The sequence below is a fragment of the Candidatus Mycoplasma haematohominis genome (assembly GCF_902712995.1).
In the GTDB taxonomy this organism is placed as follows: Bacteria; Bacillota_I; Bacilli_A; order Mycoplasmatales; family Mycoplasmoidaceae; genus Eperythrozoon_B; species Eperythrozoon_B haematohominis.
The window spans coordinates 219,702-243,311 of sequence record NZ_CACTIB010000008.1; the positions used below are offsets into that span (position 1 = coordinate 219,702).

21 protein-coding genes, 7 tRNA genes and 1 pseudogene are annotated in these 23,610 nt (G+C 30.9%); 13 read left to right on the forward strand and 16 right to left on the reverse strand.

Annotated features, from left to right (window positions below):
• Positions 1 to 2: 2 nt before the first annotated feature.
• The 3 genes from H6411_RS01830 to H6411_RS01840 all read right to left on the reverse strand — a co-directional run bounded on the left by H6411_RS01830 (position 3) and on the right by H6411_RS01840 (position 2,168).
• Entirely contained in the window at positions 3 to 911 is a 909-nt protein-coding gene (locus H6411_RS01830) for a deoxyribonuclease IV (protein ID WP_216082934.1), read from the reverse strand.
• Positions 902 to 1,333, reverse strand: a complete 432-nt coding sequence (locus H6411_RS01835; protein ID WP_216082935.1) for an iron-sulfur cluster assembly scaffold protein — start codon at positions 1,331 to 1,333, stop codon at positions 902 to 904. Before H6411_RS01835 ends, H6411_RS01830 begins: the two co-directional genes overlap by 10 nt.
• Positions 1,334 to 1,880: 547 nt before the next feature.
• The gene (locus H6411_RS01840; protein WP_216082936.1) at positions 1,881 to 2,168 is read right to left on the reverse strand and encodes a hypothetical protein; all 288 of its coding nucleotides are present in this window, start codon (positions 2,166 to 2,168) and stop codon (positions 1,881 to 1,883) included.
• Between H6411_RS01840 and H6411_RS01845 the strand changes: the two genes are divergently transcribed.
• Positions 2,169 to 4,241, forward strand: coding sequence for a cysteine peptidase family C39 domain-containing protein (locus tag H6411_RS01845; RefSeq protein ID WP_216082937.1), 2,073 nt, complete (start codon positions 2,169 to 2,171; stop codon positions 4,239 to 4,241).
• Complete coding sequence (locus H6411_RS01850; RefSeq protein WP_216082938.1) at positions 4,232 to 4,597, forward strand: hypothetical protein; 366 nt, start codon at positions 4,232 to 4,234, stop codon at positions 4,595 to 4,597. The genes H6411_RS01845 and H6411_RS01850 overlap by 10 nt, the downstream gene beginning before the upstream one ends.
• Here H6411_RS01850 and H6411_RS01855 read toward each other — a convergent pair.
• From H6411_RS01855 to gmk, 3 genes are read right to left on the reverse strand one after another with little or no spacing between them, the layout of a single operon-like run.
• Positions 4,594 to 5,112, reverse strand: coding sequence for an NADPH-dependent FMN reductase (locus H6411_RS01855; RefSeq protein WP_216082939.1), 519 nt, complete (start codon positions 5,110 to 5,112; stop codon positions 4,594 to 4,596). The genes H6411_RS01850 and H6411_RS01855 overlap by 4 nt on opposite strands.
• A complete protein-coding gene (locus H6411_RS01860) occupies positions 5,072 to 5,944 on the reverse strand; it encodes an HAD-IIB family hydrolase (RefSeq protein ID WP_216082940.1) in 873 nt (290 codons plus the stop codon). The genes H6411_RS01855 and H6411_RS01860 overlap by 41 nt, the downstream gene beginning before the upstream one ends.
• Positions 5,944 to 6,510, reverse strand: a complete 567-nt coding sequence (gmk, locus tag H6411_RS01865; RefSeq protein ID WP_216082941.1) for a guanylate kinase — start codon at positions 6,508 to 6,510, stop codon at positions 5,944 to 5,946. Before gmk ends, H6411_RS01860 begins: the two co-directional genes overlap by 1 nt.
• On the opposite strand from gmk, the gene H6411_RS05865 reads away from it, so the two are divergent.
• Both H6411_RS05865 and H6411_RS01870 read left to right on the forward strand, forming a co-directional pair.
• Entirely contained in the window at positions 6,504 to 7,193 is a 690-nt protein-coding gene (locus H6411_RS05865; protein ID WP_246307727.1) for a class I tRNA ligase family protein, read from the forward strand. The two genes, gmk and H6411_RS05865, sit on opposite strands and share 7 nt — an antisense overlap.
• A gap of 107 nt (positions 7,194 to 7,300) precedes the next feature.
• The gene (locus H6411_RS01870; protein WP_369408480.1) at positions 7,301 to 9,181 is read left to right on the forward strand and encodes a class I tRNA ligase family protein; all 1,881 of its coding nucleotides are present in this window, start codon (positions 7,301 to 7,303) and stop codon (positions 9,179 to 9,181) included.
• On the opposite strand, the gene H6411_RS01875 is transcribed toward H6411_RS01870, so the two are convergent.
• From H6411_RS01875 to H6411_RS01895, 5 genes are all read right to left on the reverse strand, one after another.
• Complete coding sequence (locus tag H6411_RS01875) at positions 9,141 to 10,229, reverse strand: calcium:cation antiporter family protein (protein ID WP_216082942.1); 1,089 nt, start codon at positions 10,227 to 10,229, stop codon at positions 9,141 to 9,143. The two genes, H6411_RS01870 and H6411_RS01875, sit on opposite strands and share 41 nt — an antisense overlap.
• Positions 10,230 to 10,238: 9 nt before the next feature.
• Positions 10,239 to 10,314, reverse strand: a tRNA-Trp gene (locus tag H6411_RS01880).
• A gap of 35 nt (positions 10,315 to 10,349) precedes the next feature.
• A tRNA-Ser gene (locus tag H6411_RS01885) sits at positions 10,350 to 10,440 on the reverse strand.
• A 12-nt stretch (positions 10,441 to 10,452) separates the two neighbouring features.
• The gene (locus H6411_RS01890) at positions 10,453 to 11,511 is read right to left on the reverse strand and encodes a DHH family phosphoesterase (RefSeq protein WP_216082943.1); all 1,059 of its coding nucleotides are present in this window, start codon (positions 11,509 to 11,511) and stop codon (positions 10,453 to 10,455) included.
• Positions 11,511 to 12,407, reverse strand: coding sequence for an MPN551 family DNA-binding protein (locus H6411_RS01895; protein ID WP_216082944.1), 897 nt, complete (start codon positions 12,405 to 12,407; stop codon positions 11,511 to 11,513). Before H6411_RS01895 ends, H6411_RS01890 begins: the two co-directional genes overlap by 1 nt.
• Before the next feature lie 33 nt (positions 12,408 to 12,440).
• On the opposite strand from H6411_RS01895, the gene H6411_RS01900 reads away from it, so the two are divergent.
• A complete protein-coding gene (locus H6411_RS01900) occupies positions 12,441 to 12,986 on the forward strand; it encodes a hypothetical protein (protein ID WP_216082945.1) in 546 nt (181 codons plus the stop codon).
• A gap of 16 nt (positions 12,987 to 13,002) precedes the next feature.
• A complete protein-coding gene (locus H6411_RS01905; protein ID WP_216082946.1) occupies positions 13,003 to 13,563 on the forward strand; it encodes a hypothetical protein in 561 nt (186 codons plus the stop codon).
• Here H6411_RS01905 and H6411_RS01910 read toward each other — a convergent pair.
• The 4 genes and pseudogenes from H6411_RS01910 to H6411_RS01925 all read right to left on the reverse strand — a co-directional run bounded on the left by H6411_RS01910 (position 13,516) and on the right by H6411_RS01925 (position 20,129).
• Positions 13,516 to 15,768 carry a class I tRNA ligase family protein gene (locus tag H6411_RS01910; RefSeq protein WP_246307729.1) on the reverse strand — a complete coding sequence of 751 codons (2,253 nt, stop codon included), beginning with the start codon at positions 15,766 to 15,768 and terminating at the stop codon, positions 13,516 to 13,518. The genes H6411_RS01905 and H6411_RS01910 overlap by 48 nt on opposite strands.
• A gap of 13 nt (positions 15,769 to 15,781) precedes the next feature.
• Positions 15,782 to 17,482: pseudogene (gene aspS / locus H6411_RS01915) on the reverse strand (aspartate--tRNA ligase).
• Positions 17,472 to 19,259, reverse strand: coding sequence for a UvrD-helicase domain-containing protein (locus H6411_RS01920; protein ID WP_216082947.1), 1,788 nt, complete (start codon positions 19,257 to 19,259; stop codon positions 17,472 to 17,474). Before H6411_RS01920 ends, aspS begins: the two are co-directional and overlap by 11 nt.
• Positions 19,260 to 20,129, reverse strand: coding sequence for a hypothetical protein (locus tag H6411_RS01925; RefSeq protein WP_216082948.1), 870 nt, complete (start codon positions 20,127 to 20,129; stop codon positions 19,260 to 19,262). It abuts the gene before it with no gap.
• Positions 20,130 to 20,251: 122 nt separating this feature from the next.
• Here H6411_RS01925 and H6411_RS01930 point away from each other — a divergent pair.
• The 5 genes from H6411_RS01930 (at position 20,252) to H6411_RS01950 (ending at position 20,672) form a co-directional block, all read left to right on the forward strand.
• Positions 20,252 to 20,325, forward strand: a tRNA-Cys gene (locus tag H6411_RS01930).
• A gap of 2 nt (positions 20,326 to 20,327) precedes the next feature.
• Positions 20,328 to 20,403: transfer RNA gene (locus H6411_RS01935), tRNA-Arg, on the forward strand.
• A 20-nt stretch (positions 20,404 to 20,423) separates the two neighbouring features.
• A tRNA-Pro gene (locus H6411_RS01940) sits at positions 20,424 to 20,500 on the forward strand.
• 4 nt (positions 20,501 to 20,504) lie between these two features.
• Positions 20,505 to 20,581: transfer RNA gene (locus tag H6411_RS01945), tRNA-Met, on the forward strand.
• Between the two features lies 1 nt (position 20,582).
• A tRNA-Ser gene (locus tag H6411_RS01950) sits at positions 20,583 to 20,672 on the forward strand.
• Positions 20,673 to 20,691: 19 nt separating this feature from the next.
• Here H6411_RS01950 and H6411_RS01955 read toward each other — a convergent pair.
• Positions 20,692 to 21,750 carry a hypothetical protein gene (locus H6411_RS01955; protein WP_216082949.1) on the reverse strand — a complete coding sequence of 353 codons (1,059 nt, stop codon included), beginning with the start codon at positions 21,748 to 21,750 and terminating at the stop codon, positions 20,692 to 20,694.
• An 868-nt stretch (positions 21,751 to 22,618) separates the two neighbouring features.
• Between H6411_RS01955 and H6411_RS01960 the strand changes: the two genes are divergently transcribed.
• Positions 22,619 to 23,128 carry a hypothetical protein gene (locus tag H6411_RS01960; RefSeq protein ID WP_216082950.1) on the forward strand — a complete coding sequence of 170 codons (510 nt, stop codon included), beginning with the start codon at positions 22,619 to 22,621 and terminating at the stop codon, positions 23,126 to 23,128.
• A 38-nt stretch (positions 23,129 to 23,166) separates the two neighbouring features.
• Positions 23,167 to 23,610, forward strand: a complete 444-nt coding sequence (locus H6411_RS01965; RefSeq protein WP_216082951.1) for a hypothetical protein — start codon at positions 23,167 to 23,169, stop codon at positions 23,608 to 23,610.

Consider the following 23,610-nt stretch of genomic DNA (forward strand, 5'->3'; position numbering starts at 1 on the left):
ATTTATCTAGGTCTGTAATTTAACTCTTCTGGAATCGGTTCTCATTTTTTCTGTTTTATTAGTCTTATCTCATGTTTATATGGAGACATAGTCTTCTTTTTATTTTCTTTGGAAATTCAAAAAGGTGTTTCAATAATTATTGGCATATTAGCAAAGAAAGGATCATAAGCTCATTCTAAGAGTGGTTTAAATCCAATTTTTCCATATTCAAAATTAGCATGTTTGTCCTTTCTTCCTCCCCTTTCGCTAGTGGAATCGCCTAAGTGCAGTACTTTTACCCTATTTAATCCAATTATCGAATCTATCTTATTAAATAGATTGTCTCTATTTATAACATCGTACCCTGCGTCATGCATGTGCACAGTGTCTAAGCAAACGCCTAATTGCTTATGGTTATCGCATCCTTTTATTATTTCGCTTAATTCTTCAAATGTGCTACCTAATTGATTTTTCTTGCCTGGCATAGTTTCTAGACATATTGTCACATTCGTATCTTCTATTCTTTTTAGAACTATTTTTAAATTATTAATTAGCCTTTTCATCCCTTCTTCTCATGTTTGTTCTACGTGATAACCTGGATGTAACACAATGAAAGGGATTCCCATCTCATTTGTTCTTTTTACTTCTGAAACCATCTGGTCTATGTTGAAATCTTGATTTTCTGGTTTAGGATTTGCCAAATTTATGATGTATGGGGCATGCACAACACAGTTTTTGAAATCTATTCCATGTTTAAGTCCTAATTCTTTTGCTTCTTCCAAGAAAAGAGAGGAAATAGGTTCTCTTTTTTTGTTGTGTGGAGCTCCAGTGAAAATCATAAAAGTAGTGGCGCCGTTGTATATTGATTCCTCAACAACACCAACTAGGTATCTGTTTTTCTTATTTAAAGAGATATGAGATCCTAAAAACAACTTCTGCTATTTAACTCTTCAACAATAAGGTTACAACCTAGAAGTAAACATTCTTTTCTAGAAGGAAATTTTGAAAATTTACAAAAAAGCTTTAATTCTTCTGGAAGAGAAGGACTTGCTATACCTGTACTTAGCATTTTTCTGAAAGAAAAAAGAATATTTAAAGCTTCATCTTTTGTTTTATTTTCTATTGAATGAAGAATGGCATTTATGCATGCTCTCGATAGCAGACATCCTCTGTGAGAGAAATAGATATTTGATATTACTGGTTCAACAGTAGCTATGCTTATTTCACATCAATCTTCACACATTGAAGTTTTTGATGCTCTAGTAGGAACATTTATGTAGGGTAATTTTTTTTCGTATTTTTTAGAAATTCCTAGATTGAATATCTTTAGTTTATTCAGATCTTGCTTCTTCATTGTTCGTCTTTGAGCTTCGATCAGGTATTCAATAGTAAAGAATTTAATAATAAATTTTTACCACACTTTACTAATAGAGTCACTCTTACGAATAATCTAACCAGTATTTTTTTGATTTGAACAAATATGAGCAAGAAAATTAGTCTAGGGAAAAGTCATATCATTGTTCATAAAAAACAATAAAGACAGTTTTTTCAATTGAATTTTTCTATAGCTTCAAAAAGTTTTTGATTTTTTCTGTTGTCTACACTCTTAATGCCTAATTTATCTAGGAATTCCATGATTTTTTCTATGATGCTGTCTTCCAACTTATTCAGATTCATAATGTGAGCATACTCACTCTTTGTAATCCTTATAAATCCATGATACATGTAAAGGGAATTAGCCCAAAACATGATTATGACTCCGGCATAGGCAAAAAAGTCCATGCCAAAGAGCGCGTCTCTGACGACTAATAAATCATAATTATTTGTTCCTCTAAATGGTATTGATCTAAGAATAAACAATCAACCTAGCTGAATTATATAAATAGTGAACTATTAGTTTTTTAATCTTCATTATTTTTCTTTATTGGTATTCCGTAGGAGTAAGGATTTTCTCTGAAGAATGCCTTTTTTAATTTTTGAAAGTCGATCATTTTTTTTAGAGGAAGTTTTTTTAACAAGTGAATATTTCTAATTTCTATTTCTAAAAGTTGATTGATTTTGACAAGTTCTATTAATTCTTCTCCGCTCAAATGGCATCTTTCTTCAGGTAAATGAATTTTTTTTAAATTTTCTCATCATGTTTTTGTTTTGTAGAAGATTAATACTTCAGGTGACTTTGGGCCAAACATATGAAGATTTATTACCAGACAAATAATAATGATTGCGGTATCGCGGTTACACAATCATTAATTCAACATTTTTTTCAAAAAGAGATTTCTAAAGAAGAATTATTTCAAAAAGCGAACATAAAGGAGGAAGGACTTTCAATTTTAGATTTGGAGCTTCTTAATAAAAATTATGGCTTACATTTGGAAAGCTATTCTATGGATTTTGATGAATTTAAAGAATATGAATCGCAAGATTATTTTGTTTTAGTAATAAATAGAAACGGAGAGAGGCATTACACCATTGCTAACAAGAAAGGAGAAAAAGTAACTCTTTTTGATTCTGCTCTTGGGCAAGTGGTTCTTTCTATAGAAGAAGTTAAAGAAATATGGTTGGACTTATTTATTTCTGTAAAGCCAATTCAGAAAAACCTTGCTGAAACTAATTATTTTTCTAAGAAGGAAAAAGTAAACGTTTCAAATGTATTTCTTCTTTTTGTAATTAATTTAGTTGTTTTATTTCTGTCTGTTACTAGTACATATCTAATTAGGTACAGCTTTAGTCATGTCCAGAGCAATCATGAATTATTTAATCTTTTAAAAGTTTTGTTTGTCGTTGTTTTAGTTTATGGAATATTTCATTTTGGAGAATTTTTAGAAGAGTTAATAGTTTGTGAAAATAAGAACAAGTATTCCAAAGATTTATATGGAGAATTAGTTGATACCTTTAATAGAAAGAAGAACTCTTATTTTCACAAATTAGGAAAAAATCAATTTTTGTTACTTAAGGATCATATTGACTATATTTCCACATATCACTCAGAGTTCATAAATAAATGATTGATAAGTGTATTTACTTTAGTAGCAGTAAGCATATTTTTAATTTGTAATAGTTGATATTTTGTCATTCTGATTGTTGGATCTTTTTTAGTTCAGACAGTTTTTTGGAAATTATCTAAGAAGATTTATTTCAAGTATTTTCCTGTATTAAATGAACTTCAAAATGAAGGAAAGAGGCTTCTTTATGCGCAAGAAAATTTATTAAAGCTAGAGGTAAACGCCTATAAATTAGGTTCTTTAGGAGAGAAGTGTAAAGAGAATTATTTTGGCGAATTAGATGTTCACAAAGATTTAGATGTTAGGCAAAACATTTATTCCAAAATTAATTCTTACTTAAATAATCTAGTTTATGTATTTGTTTTTTCTTTAGTGGCCTACTATATTTTTGTTGGCGATTTAGATTTTGGTTACTTGATGATCATGAATCTTTTCTATTTTCATCTTGGAAAATCTTTTAATTCTCTAATTAATTACTACGGTTTTAGAGTGAAATATGACTACTCCAAAAAAATATATTCACAAATGTTGAATGTTGATACTTTTGATTTAGTTGTCCCTAATAAAGTAGAGATTCCTAAAAAGATAGCTATCAAGAATTTATTTTTTTGTTTATCTGGAAAGGTTATTTTCAATGATCTAAATTTGGAAATAGTTCCCAATACTTTTATTTATGGACCAAGCGGTACAGGAAAATCAATTCTCTACAAAATAATAGTTAAAAAATTAAATCCGGCAATTCCTTCTGTTTGGTTTGATGATCAGGAGACTTCTAGTATTGATGATTCATTGTTTAGAGAGTTGTGCATATATCAAATAAGTGATAGTTATATAGACCCTGGAGATTTAGACCTGGATTCATTTACTAAATTGTTCCCAAATTTAAAAAAATCAATATTAGAAATATGTAGTTCTATGAATTTAGATGTCTCTAGAAATATAGAAAGTTCCATGAATTTAAGTTCTGGACAAAGGCAATTAATAAATATTTTGTCTTTATTGAAATATAAAAATAAAGTTCTCTTGTTAGATGAAATAGCTTCTCATATAAATTCAGAAAACAGATTCAAGATTTATAAAGAAATAATTCCTTTTATTTCATCTAGAAATTTTTTAATTTGTAGCGAGCATACACCTGAGCTAAAGGCTTTATTCTCTAACTCAATTGATTTATCCAGAGAGCATTCAAAAATTTCGAAAGAGATCTTTTTAGAAATTGCAAATGAAGAGAACCAACAAGTTTTTGAAAATTGAGAATAGAGATGATTGATGTAGGAAATAAGGCTTATTTGTTTTTATCTGGAGCAGCTTTTATTTTGTTGTCTGGACAAATGGTAAAGATCAATAAATATGAACATAATAGTTTGTTGAATATGAGTAATAACTATGCGAAATTATTAGTTAAAGAAGATAGTTTTAAGAAGGCCAAGTTTAAGGTTAATGATCTCTTTGAATATTATTCAAACGGACAGTATTTAAGTAGATTGGTTGTTCATATAAATAAGCAAGTTGATCATTATGAGGTTATTTTCTCTAGGTCTTTAGATAATGTTGCTTTAGTTCCTATTTCTTATAAGGTTGGTACAACAAATATATGGTCTGAAATATTTACTTAAACAAAAATAGCTTTTACAAAGTTAGGAATTTTTTCTTCTGAGTATTCTTTGAAATTTATAAATTCAATATTTTCAGGTTCAAATATTTTCATAGTATTTAGAGCTGCTGGTTCCATGATTCTTTTATCTTTTTGTGTTGTGCTTGCTGAAATAAGGATTATTTTTTTATTTTTTAGAAAGTTTTTTTGTTTGAGGCTTAATCAATCAAGTATGTTTTTAAAAAATGCCGAGAAGTAACCATTATGCTCTGGAACAAAAAAGATTAAATGTTTAGGATCTTTTATGCATTTATAAATTTCTTCAATTTCTTTAGGTATTTGTTTTGAATCACACAATATCGGTGTAGCCTTAAATTTTTTTAAATCTAAAGTTTGACATTTGATTTTTTTTTGTTGTAAATAATTTAGACAATATTTATAAACTTTGGCATTTATAGAAGTTTCTCCTGAAGAGGCGGAAATCAGAAGCGTTGTATTATCAAAGATCTCGTTTTTTCATTTCATATATTGCGTCATGTACTGCTTCTCCTTTTTTGTTATCTACCTTAAATTGAATTTTGCTGTTGTCATATTTCAAGTGATTTGGTTTTGCATCTAGATCTACTCCAACACCAAAAGAAACATTTTCGAGCGACATAATGTCATTTTGTTCATTTCCTATGGCAGCAAAATCATTTACTTCAAGACCCATCTTGTTCGCAACTCTCTCTATAGCAAAAAATTTGTTTACGTCTTTATCAATGATTTCGATGTAATACTTGTTTCCGGATGAGAAGTAACATTTTTCTGCAAAAGACGCTTTTTCTAATTTCTTTTTACACTTTCTTACCCATGGAGCTCTAAGAATTATCATTATTTTTTGAATGTTTGAGCTATCGCTGAACATGCGAAGTTTTCTTTCCGGATATCTTTTTTTAAAGATTATTAAATAAAGCAGGAAAGAAAATATGTGATTAGAGTGATATAGTTCGTTTTGATTGTTTGTTACGAAGAAACTATATTTTTTCCCTTCTAAATAACTAATTATTTCGTTGCAGACTTCTGACTTGAAACACTGTCGAAAGATAGGATTTTCTAAATCTGTGGTTTTTAAGATAATTCCGCCGTTCATGCAGATCAAGTAAGGAATATCGTTTGTTGTCAAACCTTGATTACACAGATACTTAAATACTTCTTTAGTTTCCTCTACGTCTCTTCCTGTTGCTAGTATTATCTGGTTCTTTTCTTTTGAACAAAAATCTTTAATTGCTTTTATATTGTTTTCAGAAATTTTGGAATTGTCGTAGCAACCAGCTTTCAGCAGAGTTCCATCAATGTCAATAGAGATGCATTTAATAGTTTCAGACATTACAACTCGCTCGTAATTATTTTTTTAAGTTCATTCACGGCTTTCTGAATATCGTCATTTACCACCTGGTATTTGAAATTGCTAGCTTCAATTATCTCTTTTTCCGCTTTTTTTAGTCTCATTGAAATATCATGGTCATCTTCCGTTCCTCTATTTCTTAGTCTTCTTTCCAATTCTGATAAAGAAGTTGGTAATATGAAAATAGAGACAACATCTGGATATTTCTCGACAATTTGGTTGAATCCTTCTGTTTCTATTTCAAGTAAAATATTAATTCCTTGACTCAATTTTTCTTCCACTCATTCTTTGGGAGTTCCGTAGTAGTTATCAAAGAAATGTGCATATTCTAACATTTGGCCATTATCTATCTTTCTTTGAAACTCTTCTTTGCTAATAAAAAAGTAATCTATTCCGTCTTGTTCTTCTGTTCTTTTCTTTCTTGTTGTGCAAGAAATAGAAAACATAAGATTAAGGCTGGAATCTTTTATAAGCTCCCCAATAAGGGTTTTTTTTCCAACTCCGCTAGGCCCAGCAATAAGAATTAATTTGCCTTTTTTTGATGCCATATAAAAAAACTTTAAATATACCTAAAACCGATTTTCCGATGAGAGCTTCGTTGCTTTCTAATGAAAAAAAGTTTAAATCTTTTTGATCCTCTCAGAATCTTTATGACCAGCTTTCTACCAGAAATAATGCTCCTTCTTTTATTTTGCACGATGGCCCGCCATATGCGAACGGAAATATACATTTAGGACATGCTTTGAATAAAGTTTTGAAGGATTTTGTTTTGAGGTTTAAAGCTATAAATGGCTTTTGTATTGATTATTTGCCAGGGTGAGATACTCATGGCTTACCAATAGAAAATAAGGTAGAAAAAAAATTTAATTATGGAAAACAATCCGCTGTTGAAAAAAGAAAATTGTGCAAAGAGTATGCTCTAGAGCAAATATCTAAACAAAAAGAACAATTTCAAAGATTACATTTGTTAGCTGATTTCAAACGTTTTTACAGGACTTTAGATAATTCTTTTATTGAGAATGAACTTGATTGCTTTTACCAATTTTTAGAAAGAGATCTGATTTATTGAGATTTAAAGCCTGTTGCTTGATCTTGATCATCTAGAACAGCTCTAGCCGAATCAGAGATTATCTATAAGGAGGTAGAAACTAAAAGTATTTATTTTTGGTTTCCCGTTGTTTCTGATTGTCAATTAGAAAACGTTTCTATTAAGAAAGATGTTAGATTGTAGTTTGAACAACTACTCCATACACTCTTGAAGCTAATTTAGCTATTTGCGTTAATCCTGAATTTGAGTACGAATTGATAGAAGATATTGAAACTAATCATCAGTATATTTTGCTTTCAGGAGCGGCAGATACATTAGGTTTTAAATTCAAAAAGATTTTTTCTTTAAAGGGAAGAGAGTTAAGAGATATTTGTTATCAGAACCCTATTACTAAAGAAATTGGAAAAGTAATAACTGCTGATTTTGTTGTTAAAGGAACAGGAACAGGATTAGTGCATACGGCTCCTGGTTTTGGCCTTGAGGATTACTATGCTTGTTTGAAAGAAGGGATAAGGATATATTCGGCAATTAAATCTGATGGTCATTTTGAATTAAATACCAAGTTTGAACCTATAAATGGTTTGTTTTATTTGAAGGCTTCAGATGTGATTATTGAATGACTGAAGAGTAATGGCTATTTGTTTAAAGAAGAAGTTATTAAACATAATGTTGGTCATGATTGAAGAACTGAAAAGCCATTACTTTATATGGCTTCTCCTCAGTGATTTATCAATATTTCGAAACTTAAGAATGATATAAAAGGGAAGATAAAAGGCCAAGTAAATAGTTTTCCGGGCTGATTAAGCGGAAAATTAGAGGATTTGATCTTAAGCAGAGAAGAGTGATGTTTATCTAGACAAAGAGTTTGAGGAACTCCAATTCCTATTTTGTTTGACGAAGAAGGGAATCCAATATTAGATTTAAGACAAATTAGACACATAATAGAAATTTTTAAAAGAGAAGGGGTAGATATTTGGTTTGAAAAACCAGCAAATTATTTTTTACATCCGGATTTAGTTGAGCAATATGGAAGTAATCAATTATCTAAATCTACAGATATTTTGGATGTTTGATTCGATTCTGGTTGTAGTTGGAGGGTGTTGCAGGAAAGAGCTGATCTTTATTTAGAAGGGTTTGATCAATTAAGGGGTTGATTTAATTCTTCTGCAACTATATCTATCATTTTGAATAATCGAACTCCTTTCAAAACTTTACTTAGTCATGGTTTTGTTTTGGATAAGGAAGGAAATAAGATGTCCAAATCTAAAGGAAATGTTGTTGATCCTATTGAGTTGATCGATAAGTATGGAACTGATGTTGTTAGGTTATGAATTGGCTTGAATAATTTTTTAGAAGACATAAAAATATCTCAAGAATCAATAGAAAATTCAGTTAGTCTTTACAGAAAAATTAGAAATACTGTATTTAGATATTCGTTGTCTTTATTGGGAACAAATTTTTCATTAGATGAGCAGGTACTTCAGAATTTAACTAAACCAGAAAATATATATATTTACAAGTTATTTAGAGATAGTTGAATACAAATAGAAAAATATTTGTCTGATTTCTTATTTTTTAAGGCCATAAAAACTAGTCTTAATTTTTTGAATACTTACTCTAGTTGATATTTGGAAATATGTAAAGATGTTTTGTATTGCGGAGATGTTAATTCTATTGAATACAAGGAGATTATCAATATAGTTGGAGAGGTATTTGAAAAGTATTTGTTTTTCTACAGTATATTTATTCCTCAAACAGCCGAAGAAGCTTGATCTTACTATAGTACAAAACAAACAAGTATTTTTTTAGAAAAGATTAAGCCTTTAACTAAGCTGGATAGGGAATATGAATTAAATGAACAGGAATGAAATAAGTTTTGAGATCTAAAGAATGAAGTTTATATGAAGATAGAAGCTTTAAAGAATGAAGGGAGAATATCTGGTTCTGTAGAGGCAAAGTTGATTCTAGGAAAAGATAATTTAGTATCTGATTTAGATTTATTGAAATTGCTTAATATAGGTGAGTTAGATGTTATTGATGGCTCTGAAATACAAATAAGTAAATGCGAATTAGGTGTTTGCGAAAGATGTAAGAGACATAAGTCATGTTTGGATGGAAACAAATTGTGTTCTAGGTGTAGCCAAGTAGTGTATTCGCAACAACATAGATAGTTAGTATTATTGTTCCATTTGTGGCAATAATAGATGTTCTTCATTTCTTTCTATTCCAAAAGGTAAAGATAAATAAGAAGATAAGAATTAGATTTAGTAATAGTCATATTGTTATTTTTTGAGAGGTTATTTCGTGTGTTCCTGTGTGGTGGAAATTTTGTTTGCCGAAAATAGTATTTAGAGAAATTAGATTTGAATAGAAAGGAAGAGTTAAGTTAAATAGAGAAGATCCAAAGAAACCACTTACAGCCATTTGGTATCTTTTTTGTTTAAGAAGGAAATAAAGAACTGAGAATTCTGGAGAAGAAGTAACAAAAGAAAGAAGAACTCCAAAGGAAGTGGATGGATCCATAGGGAATTTGGAAGCTAATTGAAAATTTATGCATGAGAAAGCTCCAAATAAACTTCAAAGAGATAATGTGATAATTACTAATGCAGGTTTTCCGCATTTGGTGAAATACTTGGGTTCTTCTTTTTCTGAGATAGTAGTAGTTGATGTATAGGTATATCTAATGTAGAAAAGCCAGATTCCTAAAAAGATAAGATTCAGCATACTGAATCCTCCAACTGTTAAATATTGAAAGATTAGAGGTCAAGAAAAAATAAATATCAGAATAGTGGTTTCTAGCATTAATAGTTTTCAGGAAAGTATGGAATCTTTTCAGAAGATGTCTACCATTTGTTGTATGTCGTGGTCATTTTTTCTGATCTTGTAGTAGATGGCTAAACCTATCATTACTACAGCTAAGAATACAACTTGTCATATATTTGCTCCAGTTATGTTGTAGAAGCTTTCAGCAGAATTTATGGGGATAGTACTTGCGTTCCCGCCTAAGTAACTTCTATCTAATCATCCTGCACTTAGTGAATTAACAAATTCAGGGAAAGAAGTTCCTACAGATAGAAAGACAGCACCAATAAATGTTTCAGATAATTTGAACTTGTCCGATACCGCTTTTATAGCCTCTATGGCTCAAAACGCTGTTACTAGGATCCCTAGAAAACAGAGTATGAAGAGAATTGAAGCAGTAGAAATATCTATTTGCAAATTTAAAAATGGCGGGGGTGGAAGGACTCGAACCCACAACACGCGGTTTTGAAGACCGCTGTTCTGCCAATTGAACTACACCCCCCTTGTCTATCCTATAACAAATAGTAGACTAAAAAATGGCGGAATAGAAAGGATTCGAACCTTCGCGTAACGTTAATTACCTAACAGCTTTCCAAGCCGTCCCCTTCAACCACTTGGGTACTATTCCGGGTTGTTTTCACTAAAGGCTCTTGTATTTTTTGAGCCTTTTTATAAGAGATAATCTTCAGTTTTTTTTCTTTTCTAATAGACTTACATTTGCGAAACCGTGATTTGCTAAATATTCATCTAAGGTTGCAAGCAGTTTATAGTAATTGCTTTTTTTATCGAAAGTTACGGCTGCCATCTTACTGTGACCTCCTCCTCCATAAATTTTTGCTATTTGATTGATAGTTAGATCTTTTGATCTAATTGAACATTTTCATTTGTCTGTTGATTGTTCATAGAACAATACACTTCAACATTCAATATTACTTATATTTTCAAGCATTGTAATGATAGCAGGCACATTTTTTATTTTGTATTTATTCATCATCTTCGGAGTGACAATTGCAAATATAAGTCCATTTTTGGTTATGTAACAATTCTCTAATATTTTTATTTCTAATAGTTTTTGTATTAGGGGTTTTACAAATACTCAGTTGTGAATTGATGCTCTATTTAATCCTTTAGAAACTAGGCTTGCCAATACTTGATATGTTGATGGAAGCATAGATAAGCTTAAAAAATTGTTTGTATCTGTGATTATCCCTGCGTATAAATATTGAGCTATTTTTTCTTTAAAGGCATATTTTCCTCCTTCTTCGCTTTCTCAATATATGAACATTTCAGATAGTATTTGTGCAGTTGCAGGATAAGTAGGATCTATAAATTCCAGATCTGAAAAGGGTTTTGATTTAGGGTGGTGATCTATAACTACTAATTCTTTGCAGTATTTATATAAATCAGTCAATATTCTTTCTTGATTGGGAGTGTCTACAACAATCCCTAGGCATTTTTTTAATTCTTCTTCAGAAGGCAATTCATCTTCATGTTGAAATAGAAATTGTTCTTCTGGTTTTATTACCCTAGGAGGTATTATCAAATAGACAACTTTTCCTGGAAAGTTATCTTTTAATCAACCCTTTAAACTGAACGCTGATGCGAAAGCATCAAAATCTGGTTGCACATGCACAAACAGTGCTATACAGTGATACTCTCGAAATTTACTTAGTAACTTAGTAGCAAATAATTTGAGCATTATCCAAGTTCTGGATAACCGTATCTAAATCAAGTTAGATCTTTTTCATCAAGTTCAGGACTTACACCTTTTAATACGTGATCTTCATATCATTTTTTTGCGTAATCTATTGTTTTTTGAAATTCTTCAAGGTTTATATTGTGTTCTTTTCAAATCAAAATATGTTCATTTCTAGGTAGAGATATTTCTTTGTCTACATCATAATTTTTGTAGCTGTTGAATTCGGAAGTAAATTGAACTTTTCTTGGGTCTTCATAATCCTCGTTTTTTATGAATGCAACACAGAAAAAACCCTTATTTATTTTTCTTAGATAAAGGTATAGAGAGAGTTGATCTTGATAGTTTTTGGGAATTATTACTTCTCCGTTTTTGAATCACTTAACTAGCCCACCTCCGTTTGTTTTTACTGTTGGCTTTCCATCTGTTAAATCTAGCATGTATTGATTGTTTTTGAAAGTTCAGTTGTATTTATCTAATTGAGCAGTTTTAATCTCCAATATTGAGACAACTTTGCCCTGAGAATCTATTTCTTCTCCGTCTGGTATTCCTCCGAATATCTCATTGTCTGAAAAAAGATCAAACTTTATTTCTCTGGGATTGTAAGATATGAATTTCTTGCCTATTTTTTTCTCAGCATAATCCTTTAATTTCGGCTCTATTATTTGCCCTGCATCTAGAAAATATCTGTCTGATTCATCTTGATACATTCCTAAAATATCGCATCAAAGTTGAAAAGGGGATTTAAAATCATCGTTACCTAGAGCGGCGCCTAGTCTGGAACCAGTTAATTTCTTTAATTTTTTAATTTTTGACTTTCCTGACGGGGTTATATGTATTCGGTTATTCTTAAATATGAAGTCTTGATTGAAAATGAATTTATCTGTATTAAATTTCATTTTTAGTTTAGGATAAAGAAAATAGATTTTACTATGTCAGATATTTATACCAATTTAGGGAAAGGCGAGTTGAACAGGCTTGCGGTTTTAAAAAGATATGCTGTTGTTGCTTATGAGTTGCCTTTGTGAGCTAGAACTGCGTTGGAATCTAGAATGGGCTCAGTAGAGGTTAGTGTTAAGGATAGTTTTGAGCTTTATCTTATTAGTTTAAAGGGAGCTGTTCCAAGATTTGATTACGTAAGTTTTCAGAAGAAGTTTGTTGAAATATTTCAGAGAAGAGCTTTTAAAGTTCTTCAAACAATAATCGATAACAGAGAGAAGCGTCAGGATTATTTTGTTTCAAATGATTATTTTTGGCAAGAGTTCAGAGAATTATTTGATGTTAATCCGAAGACTAGTGGAAACACTTTTTTAAGTAATCTAGAGAGTACTGTTTGAAATGCTTGGAATAAGTATGTTAAGGGAGTGTTTGGATTCCAGAAAAATGTTGCTAAAGTTGGAGTTTCAGGTTTACCTAAAGGAAGATGATTGGTTAGTCCAAAGAGCAAGACTCAGGTTCAAGAAGTAAAATGAAATTAATTCTTAGTTGTCTTAGATGGTTGAAGACATTAGAGAAGAAGATTTAGAAGATCCGATACAGAAGGGGAAGAAGAGTCCCGTAAACCTTAAAAGGTTTGCTTTTTATCTGAATCCTGTTTGTTGTTTTTTTACAGCTTACTTCTATGTAAGAAGAAATATCTTTTCTTATAACTGAGACAAAGCTATTGAAATGAGTGGAGTTGTTGATACTTTGCCTCCTGAAATTAGAAGAAAATTAACTGTTTGCATAAATTCACATTTAATTCTTCCTCAGCAAAGTTTTATTTATTATTTCAACGGATTTAATTTGTCTAAAGTTGATATAGATGCTTTTAAGTCTAGGTTTGTTGAACGATGGTGTTCTAGAGGAGATGAATTTTTAAAGACTTTTGAAGAAGCAGAAGAGAAGAATGAAGATACAATTTTGAATTTTTGAAGGAACTTTGAACCTATTTTGCAGGCTCCTCCATCTTTAAATTCAATTCATTCAATGCGTTCTCAGATATTTTGAGTTTCTTTTTTCCAAAAACTAAGAAGGTTCAAGAGAACTATCTTCAGCGGTTCTGGGATGTACTAATATTATTTTCTTATCTTGCATTATTGTTAAATCTAAGTCGGGAATATTTAATCTTGAAGAGATAATATTTTTTATTTCTTGTTCTTCCATTTCTGAATGATGTAGTTTTAAGGAGAATTTGAATTTTCCGTTTAGGAATGTTCTAAATTCTAAAGCTGAGTCCTCTCCTATTTCGTTGATTGTAGGCCATTTTGATTTGTAAAGGCTTTCAGTATTGTGCAGTTTGGTGGTTCATATTTCTTCTGCTAATGCTGGAGCGTATAAGCTTAGTATTTTTATGAAGCTGTTTAGAGATTTAGTGTTGTATTTTTTTACGCTTTGTATGCTATTCATGAATATCATCATTTCTGAGATACCCAGGTTTATTTTTAGATTGGGAATGGCGTTTTCTACATTTTTAATAAGCTTATTTTCTATTTCTGCAACAACTCTATTTCTTATTGTTACTTCTTCTAATTCATCTAGATTTGAGAAAAATATGAAGATTTTGTGTAATCATTTATGGCTGCTTTTTAATCCTGAATCTTCTCATTTGAAAGATAATTGAGTCGGACCTGAGAAAGCTTCATAAACTCTTAAAGAATCTGCTCCGTATTTATCTACTATTTCATCTATGCATACATAATTTCCTTTAGATTTAGACATTTTTGTTCCATCAGCACCTAATACCATTCCCTGATTCAGTAAAGTTCTAAATGGTTCTGGAGTGTCTACTACTCCTATCTTCAATAAAAATTTGTGCCAGAAACGAGCGTATAAAAGGTGAAGCGCTGCATGTTCCTGACCTCCTACATATATATCTACAGGCAATCATCTTTTAAGTATTTTTTTTGCTTCTGGAGAATTTAAATGGTGGTACGTTCCATCTGGTTTTTTTAGAAGATAGGCTATAAAGTATCAGGAAGATCCTGCTCAATTGGGCATGGTATTTGTTTCTCTTGTATATTGTTTTCCATCTTTTTTTATGTTTAGTCACTCGGCATCATTTGCTAAAGGAGATTTTCCATTTCTTTTGGTGTTGTAATCTACTTTTGTAGGAAGAACAACTGGCAGATCCTTGTCTAAATATGGAATTCCTTCAGAATCGAAATAGATAGGTATTGGTTCTCCTCAGAATCTTTGTCTAGAGAAAACTCAATCTTTTAGCTTGTATACTGTCTTTTTTTCTTCTAGTCTTTTGTTTTTTGTATACTGTCTTTCTAATTCTTCATCATAGAAATCTTCTTCTGGTTGGTCAAAAATGGGAATTAATTCATCAGCTCTAAAGTCTATGTCTCATAGATAGAAAACATCTACTTTTTTGTAGTCATCTAAATTTACTAATTCAATTCCTTTAACTAATTCTTTATTTCCGATTGTTAGGTTGCTTATTTCTAGATCTTTACTTATTTGTGAGAACTGATGAATTCCTATTCCTTTTAGTTTTCTTATGCTGGAAGCATATTTCAAATATAGGGAATAAGTTTTTCCTGCTCATTCGAATTTATATTCATATTTAGTTGATTTTCCGATTCAAGATTGTTGTATTTTTTTAACGTTATCCGGCCATGACAAACTTGCTATGTCTTCCAGTAATTGATCTGCATATTTAGTTATTTTTAGGATTCATTGTTTCATTATTTTTTTCTCTACTGGATGATGACCTCTCTCAGAGTAAAGCTTTGTTCCTTCTTCTACTAATTCTTCGTCACTTAATACTGTGTTTAACTCTTCGCATCAATTAACTTGCGTGTCTTGTAGTACAGCCAAACCTCTTTCATACATTTCAGAGAAAATTCATTGTGTATGTTTGTAATAGTTTGGATCAGAGGTGTCTATTTCCCTGTCAAAGTCATAAGTAAGCATTAATTTCTTTAATTGTTTTCTGAAGGAATCAATGTTTTTCTTGGTAAATTCTGCTGGAGAATTTCCTGTTTTTATAGCGTATTGTTCGGCTGGTAAGCCAAAAGCATCTCAACCCATAGGATGAAATACTAAATATCCTTTCATTGTGTAGAACCTAGTTAGGATATCTGTAGACAAATATCCTTTTAAGTGTCCTACATGTAGCCCTGCTCCTGATGGATAGGGAAACATGTCAAGAATATATAGTTTTTTTGGATTATCGTCATCTTCAAATTTGTAAGTTCCTTCTTTTTCCCATATATCTATTCATTTCTTTTCTACGTCCTGAGGGACATAGTAATCCATTTCTTTTCTTTGCATAATTCCTTTCTATTTATATTTTCTCAGATGAGTTAACAGGAGTAGGAGAATTGGTTAGTGGACAAAATCCGCTGTTGTTTTTAGGAAAAGCAATCACATCTCTTATGCTGGAATAGCCAAGTAAAGTTTGTATTAATCTGTCTACACCTATAGCTATTCCCATGTGCGGAGGAACTCCATAATTCAAAGCTTCTAAGAATCAACCAAAGTTATCCTCTGTATCTTTTGGTGTTAAACCTGCTACTTCAAAAACATATTGTTGAACAGATAAGTCATAATTTCTTTGAGAACCGGAGCCTAACTCAACACCATTTAGAACTAAGTCATATCCTAAACTTCTTTCTGTTTCTTTATCGAAACCTACTTTATTGCTTTTAGGTCTAGTGAATAAATGATGTGCTATATCTCATTTGTTTTGTGTTTCATTTCATTCAAATAAAGGCCATTCAACTACTCATAAAAATTCAAAAGAATCTCTTAGTTCTGGTTTTGTTTTTTTTGTGAAGAATGGTCTTAAGTTTCCGAGAGTTGTTAAAGCATTTTTTTTAGTTTTCGGACATGTAGTTAGTACTATTCAAACTCCTTCTCCTTGCTTTCCTTTATTTATCGATTTAGATTTAATTTGTTCATAAGCGGGCATATTGGGACTCATTAAGTTTGTTTTTGTGATGTTGTCTTGATTTGCGTGAATTATGTAGATTTGGTTTTTGGTTTGCAAGGATTTAAGTCATTTTTCTTCAACTGTTTTTATTTCGCATTTTTCTATGTAGAAGCCATAAGCTTCTGTGTGATTATTGGCTGTTACTAAGTCTGATAGAGAATCTGTCAGTTTTTCTATTTCTAGTTCGTATCTAATGTCTGGTTTATCGCTTCCGTATTTTTCTAAACATTCATCGTATGGAATTCTTTTGAAGGGAGTTGTTAAATCTTTATTTAAGACTTCTTTGAACATTTTTTAAAAAGCTGCTTCTATTGTTGCGAAAAATTTTTCTTGATTAGAGAAAGCTGTTTCTATGTCTAGTTGTAAGAATTCATATTGTCTATCTGCTCTTAAATCTTCTAGTCTGAAGCAATTGGCAAATTGAAAGTATTTTTCTAATCCACTCATCATTAATAGTTGTTTGTATAGTTGAGGAGATTGAGCGAGTGAAAATTTAAGTTTTTTTTGATCTTTTTCAATGAAAGCATCAAACGTATTGGCTCCTTCTTTTGAGGAGACAGATAATATGGGCGTATTTACTTCTGTGTATCCATCTTGTAGAAGGTAGTTCCTTAAAGAGTTAATTATTTTTGATTTGATTATTAAAGATGCACAGTTGGTTCTTCTTAAATCTAAATACCTATATTTAAGTCGTGTTGGTTCGGATGCTGTATCAGCAACATCTATTAATTCGAAAGGTAGAGATTTAGTTGCTTCATTTAATAGTTCATATTTAGAAGCTATTAATTCTCATTCTCCTAGAGGTATTTCAGTATTAGGGTTTTTTCTTCTTACTAATTGACCTTCTATAAGTAAGATTGATTCTTTTTTGAAAGGGATCTCTTCTTTAAAGAGAACTTGTATTTTTCCTGAGGAATCTGAAATAGTTGTGAAGAATAGTTTTCCTACCTTTTTAGATACTCTTAAAAAACCTCCTATGACTCAAGTTTCACCCTCTTCTAATTTGTGATTAGAAATAAGCTTTCTTTGGTTTAATAAGGAATTACTTGTCACTGTTTTTAATTAGGAGTAGTTTGTTTCTTGCTCTAGTGTATGCAACATATGGAAGATTTTTATCCTTTTTTCTGTTTTTGGTTCATTCGTCAATCACTATTAAATTATCTCACTCTAGTCCTTTTGCTTTGTGGACAGTGCTTATTATTAATTGATTCTCATTGGATTCAGCTAATTTAGCAGTTTCTTTATTTCCTGGATTGATAAGGAACATGATGTTAGCTGCTAATTCTTCTGAAGTTAGATTATTTTGTTTTTGCGTGCAGTCTATTCAATACATTAGAAGCATTATTTCTTCTGAGAATTCTGGTTCATAGGATTTGTTTCTGAAATAAGGGAATATATGTTTTTCTATGAATTCTTTTAAATTGGTTTTTTCGGCCATTTTTAGACTTTGTATAAAAGCTAGGTGTTGATAGAAAAAATTTCTATCTTCATACGGTATCGAAATTTCTTGTATGTCTATATCTCTGTCCAATAAAGCTTGCAAAACTGTTTTGTTTTTTATATTTTTTGATAAGTCTTGGATTCCTTGTACTAATTGTCAAGTGGTATCTTTTTTTCCGGTAGGAAAGTCTAAAGTTCGTATTATTTCATAGAGTATTTTTTTGTCATCAAAAAAACTTATTTGAGTAAATAGGATTATTAATTTAGGTTCTTTTTTTATTCTTTTGTATTTCGTGGGGTCTCTTAATAAATCGTGGAATTTGGTTAATTGGAAAGGGATTTTTTTCTTCATTGCTGAAATTAGAAAAGATACTGTAGGTTTGTTGATACTTCTTGTTAAACATGCTCATTTTCCTAGATTGCTGTTTTCTGATTCTTTTTTCAGTATTTCCAATACTTGTTCTTTAGAGATCTCTCTAATTTCTCCTTTTTTTTGGCTATGTGAAATAGATAGGGGTATACCTTCTTTTATGCTTCTTACGTCATTTCCGTAACCAACTATAAGCTGATCTGATCTGTAATTTACGTTTAGGTTTACTTTTGTTGGTTGTACTTTCAATTCTTGCTCAAAAAAATTATCTAGTTCTTCGAAGGTGTTTTCTTTGGCGTATGCGAATTGGAAAATGCATTGATTGGGATCTCCTACTGCAAAAAAGTTAATGTTCGGTTGTCCTTTCAATATTTTTTTGATTATTTGAAATTGAACTTCTGTTATGTCTTGTACTTCATCTATGAAAATGGCTTTGTATTTATTTTGAATTTGTTTTAGAAAATCTGGCCTTGTTTCTAATAATTCAAGAGTGTTAGTCAGGATATCGTTGAAACTAAGTTTTCCATGCGCTGACATTATTTCTTTGTAGTTTTTGAATAATTCATCGTCTTGCTTGTCTCATTCTGTATCTATTCTTAGCTTCTTTTTGTTGAATCTTTTTATTGTTTTGTTAGGACTTTCTTGTTCCTTTTTTAATTTTCTTTTGCATTTATTTAGTAGTCTGATTTCATCTTCTTCGTCGATTAGTTCTATGTAGTTTGAGTTGAGATTCAGATGAGGTTTAATTCATGATTCCAATATTGAGTGTATGGTTCCTACGTATGGAATAGACTCGTTTAGTTCCTTGTAGATTTTTTGTTTCATGTGTTCTGCAGCTTTGTTTGTGTATGTGAAAGCAAGTATTTGGTTTAAGGGGATTCCGGATTCCCTCAGATATTTAATTCTTTCTACTAAGATGGTTGTTTTTCCTGTACCTGCAGCAGCTTTAACTATTACTGGTTTATCTATTGGGGCTTTTATTGCTTTTATTTGTTCTTTGTCTAAGTTAATCTGCCCCATTTAAATGATGTCGACCTTTTCTATGTAATTTATTATCTCCTCTATTTGTTTTTCATTCATTTCTGGGCTTTTGGAGTATTTTAGGCATGATAGGTAGTCGCTTATTTCCCTCATCATGCTTAAAAAATAGTCTTTATCTATTTGTATTTTGAATAGAGATATTTTGTCGCTGGGCAATCCATTATTGTCTCAGTGTTCTAGTATTCGATATTTGTAGGTATATTCCTTATTGCTTAGTCAACATACTATTTTTTCTTCTTTTCAGGAGTCATCTATTTCTTTTTTTGTTAGTGAGCCAGTAGGGTTTAGTTTCTCTGTTTTTTTGGTGTATTTAGGATATCTACATAGGCATAAATATCCTGTATCTATCCCTCTTAGGGACATGTAAAGAGATAATTGTAATTGGTGATTTATATAAGGTTTAGAAGGATAGAAATTATCTTCTTCAAAGATGGTTGTTTTTATTTCTAGAGTATTTATTACTTTATTGCCTATTGCTTCTTCTCCGTCTGGAACTCCTCCTAAGTTAGGTTCGTTTATGAAAACATCGAATACATCTACATTGTGTCATTTAAAGTTTTTGTTTAATTGAGAGTTTATGTATTCAATTATTGGAATCTCTTTATTCTCAAGGTTCAATATTTTTTGTTTGTAGACATCCTTATTCGGTTTAGTTTCAAATCTAAAGACTTTAGCTCATTTTTCGTATTGATCTTTGAATTTTGGTTTAGGAGAAAGAGAAGAAGGGTTTATGTTGAAGAAATAGGGAACAATGGAACCAGTTATTTTGTGTAAACCCAATAATCATCTTCTTGTTAAAGAGATATTTTTTCCTTGTATGAAGAAATCTCTTATCGGTCGAAATATCACTGATTTTTAAGTGCGAGAAAAAGAAAATACAAATTAAACACAAGCATTACAAATATTATCATTTATAGGTGTAAACTCATATAATGTTCTCAAGATAAGCTGGAATATTAGCATATAAGATTGGTGTCTTAGCCAAGAGGAAAGGCCTGGAGCTGCAACCTCCATATCGTCAGTTCGATTCTGACAGACACCTCCAATCTGTCTATAGCTCAATGGATAGAGCATTAGCTTGCGGAGCTAAAGGTTATAAGTTCGAATCTTATTAGACAGGCCATAATTAAATTTATATATATTCGGGATATAGCTTAGCTTGGAAGAGCGCCTGGTTTGGGACCAGGAGGTCACAGGTTCAAATCCTGTTATCCCGACCATGAAGGCAGGATACCTCAGCTGGCTAGAGGGCTCGGCTCATACCCGAGATGTCGTGGGTTCGAGCCCCACTCCTGCTACCAAGGAAGCTTACCCAAGTGGTTGTAAGGGGTCAGTCTTGAAAACTGAGAGGCATTAACGTGCGCGGGGGTTCGAATCCCTCAGCTTCCACCATTTTTTATTTTTCTGAACCTTAATTAGGTTCAGATGTTTCTTCTTGTTTTGCTGTTTCCTCTTTTTCTTTTTTGTCGCTTGAACTTATTGGTTTTTCATCATCATAAGGATCAATAACTAGGTCTCCAAAGTTTTTTCAGAATGTGTATCTAGCATCTACTTGCATCACTAGAGGAATTGAAGTTAGGAATCCGATTGCTAGGTAAACATATTTAAGCTCTTTTTCAGGAAATTCTCCTAATAACCAAATAGAAAGAATTTCTGCTGTTATCAGAACAAGATTTAGCAGACAAAAAGAAAGTATTTTCTTAGTTTGTCTAATGATTTTTGCTCTTGTGCCATCATCTACCTCTAACTCAGGGTCATTTATCGGTCTTCAAATATTGAAATAGTGAATGTATAGGTCTATTAATAGGAATATCAATACTACTCCTAGAGGGGACAGTAATATTCAAATAGATACATTCTCTAACCCATTTTTAATAATAGATGCAACAACTAGTATTAGGGATATCAGCTTACTTAGGGAAGCAAGAGGAACTAATGCATTGAATAATTTAGATCAGACACTTTCTATTCCTCCTTTAACTTGCTTGAAAACACTTACTACTTCTTGAATGTTTTCTTTCTTGGTGATATCAGTTACTTTTTTCTGAGAAAGCAGTTTAAGAACGAAGGCACTTACGCCTGTAGTTAATTCAGAATAACGAAGTACACTTTTCAAGACTTCATGATCATAAACAGTAGCTCATATGTATCCTAGAAGTGCTAAACAGCAAAAGATTTCTAGTCCGGCAATTATGGTTGCATTTTTCTTAATATCTCTAAGGTTTAGTATCGGTTTTAGAACAATAGCTTTATCTACTCTTTTTCTTACAGATGTTGAATAGATGAAGATATCTAATAGATAACACATCATTAGCAGGAAAGCTGCCATTCCTACTACTGCAACTTCGGGAACCTTTAACGCATGAGCAATTAGTTGGCTAAATCCAAATATAGGTATAAAAATTGCTGAAAAAATCAGCCAATGCAAGGGAATAGTGGTTGCTCTACTGCTAGAGTTTCGTATGAACATTTAAAACTGTTTAGCTTTTAAATCATCTTTTTAAATTCATGAGATATTATTTATTGGCTTTTTGATAAGTATACGAAATTCTTCTCTTATTAATTGATTGTGTTTTCTTTCCTATAAGTTTTTAGTGGTTACTTTTAGTTTGGCTCCTTATATTTATGTGACTGATATTATTTCAAAGAAAATAGAAATGAATGAGCCGATCTAGGTTATTTTTTTATATAGAAAATTATATGTTTTGAAGATATGTAATGAATTGGAAGATCGTATAGCAAAAAATATTGGATATTACTTATATTTATGCAGGAGAATATTAGTTTTTACTAGTTTTTTTCTGTTTGGATTTCCTTCTTTAATACTTATAAGTCTTTCTTTAAAGAGTCATGGATTGTGACTTGTGCCTTTTTTGCTAGTAATTTCTGTCTGAATTTTTTTTCAGACAAGAGCAATAAATAGAAGTTATTCGTTTCTTCTGAGCTTTATTGATACTGTTGATAGGAAAAAGGACGAAGATCTTTTTTTTGTTTTGAAGAACATGAAAACTTGTTCTTATTGGCAAGTGGTAGCTTTTTATACTTTTATTTTGTTTCCTTTTGGGTTATCTGCTACTTTCTATTTTGGTTTTTTGTATCACAAGTTGAGAGCTATCTATAATCGAGATGTTTCTTCCGGGAAAGAGGGGTTTGATATTGAAAACAGTTTATTTAAGGATTACGAGAATTCAGGCAGATTAGTTAAGGATTAAAAAAAGATTTGTTTGTTTTTTGGAGTTTTTCTTTTTAGGCTTGTTTTTGTTTTTTCTAAACTGTGCAAGAATAGCTAGAAAATTTGGAAAAATCAAAATAATAGGATGATATAAATTTGCTAAATTGTGGATGATATAGGTGTCAGATATATAAACCAATATCTGAAAAATAGTGGTTGAATGATTCTCGTTTGAGGGATTGATATTCTCCTAGCGATTGTGAAGATGGTTGCTATTTATCGTTTTTCTTATTTTGAGCCAGAACAGATCATGTCTAAATTGTTTGACGGGTCAAGTGTAACTAAGATTTTTATTTTTTTAATTCTATTTTTCTTTATTTGAAAATTAATCTATATTTCCGTGGATGGTTTCAATATTTATTCTTCTTCTAGATTGCATTCTTATTTAATTTTTTTAGATGCATCAGATTCACATTTTTTAACTACAAAAGTAAAACAGGCAAAATGGTTAGTAATAGCCGATTTAATCCTTAGCATAGTTTTTTTAAATTCTCCCATTTTTAATGTAATCTTGATGGTAATTGGTTGAGCAGTTAAGGTTGTTTTTGTGATTAGTTATTTCCACTTGAAAAAGTTACTGCATTGAAAAAATAATGATGATTCAATTGTTGAGTAAATAGTTAAGATGATTTTTCTATTGGATTCTTAAGAACAGTGGTTTTAAGTAAGGAGATTAAAGATCGAGTAGTCAAATACATGAACTTGAGTAATTATTTACTTATGTTTTGATGATTTATCTTGATCTTTATTTTTATGTTTCCTGTTGTAATAATGATGTTCTGAAAAGATGTAAACGAAACCGCTAATTTTATTTACCCTTGAATCATATGTTTACTTATTTTTATAGTTATTTTCTTGCTTGCTACTATTCATAATTGTTTTGCGGCATGGAAGTGTTATTCGGGTTTGAGAGCGGAAGATAAGCAATTTAGACATCCTTTCACTGTTAAGTTGAGACAAATGAAGTGGTGTGTTTTAATAACAGTTCTTTTTCCTATTTCTGTGCTTACTATGTTTTTGTTTACCTTCTTGTTCTTTGATCTAAAGAAAATTAATGATTTGGAGAATAAGGGTCTTTTGGATAGTCCAACTGAATAG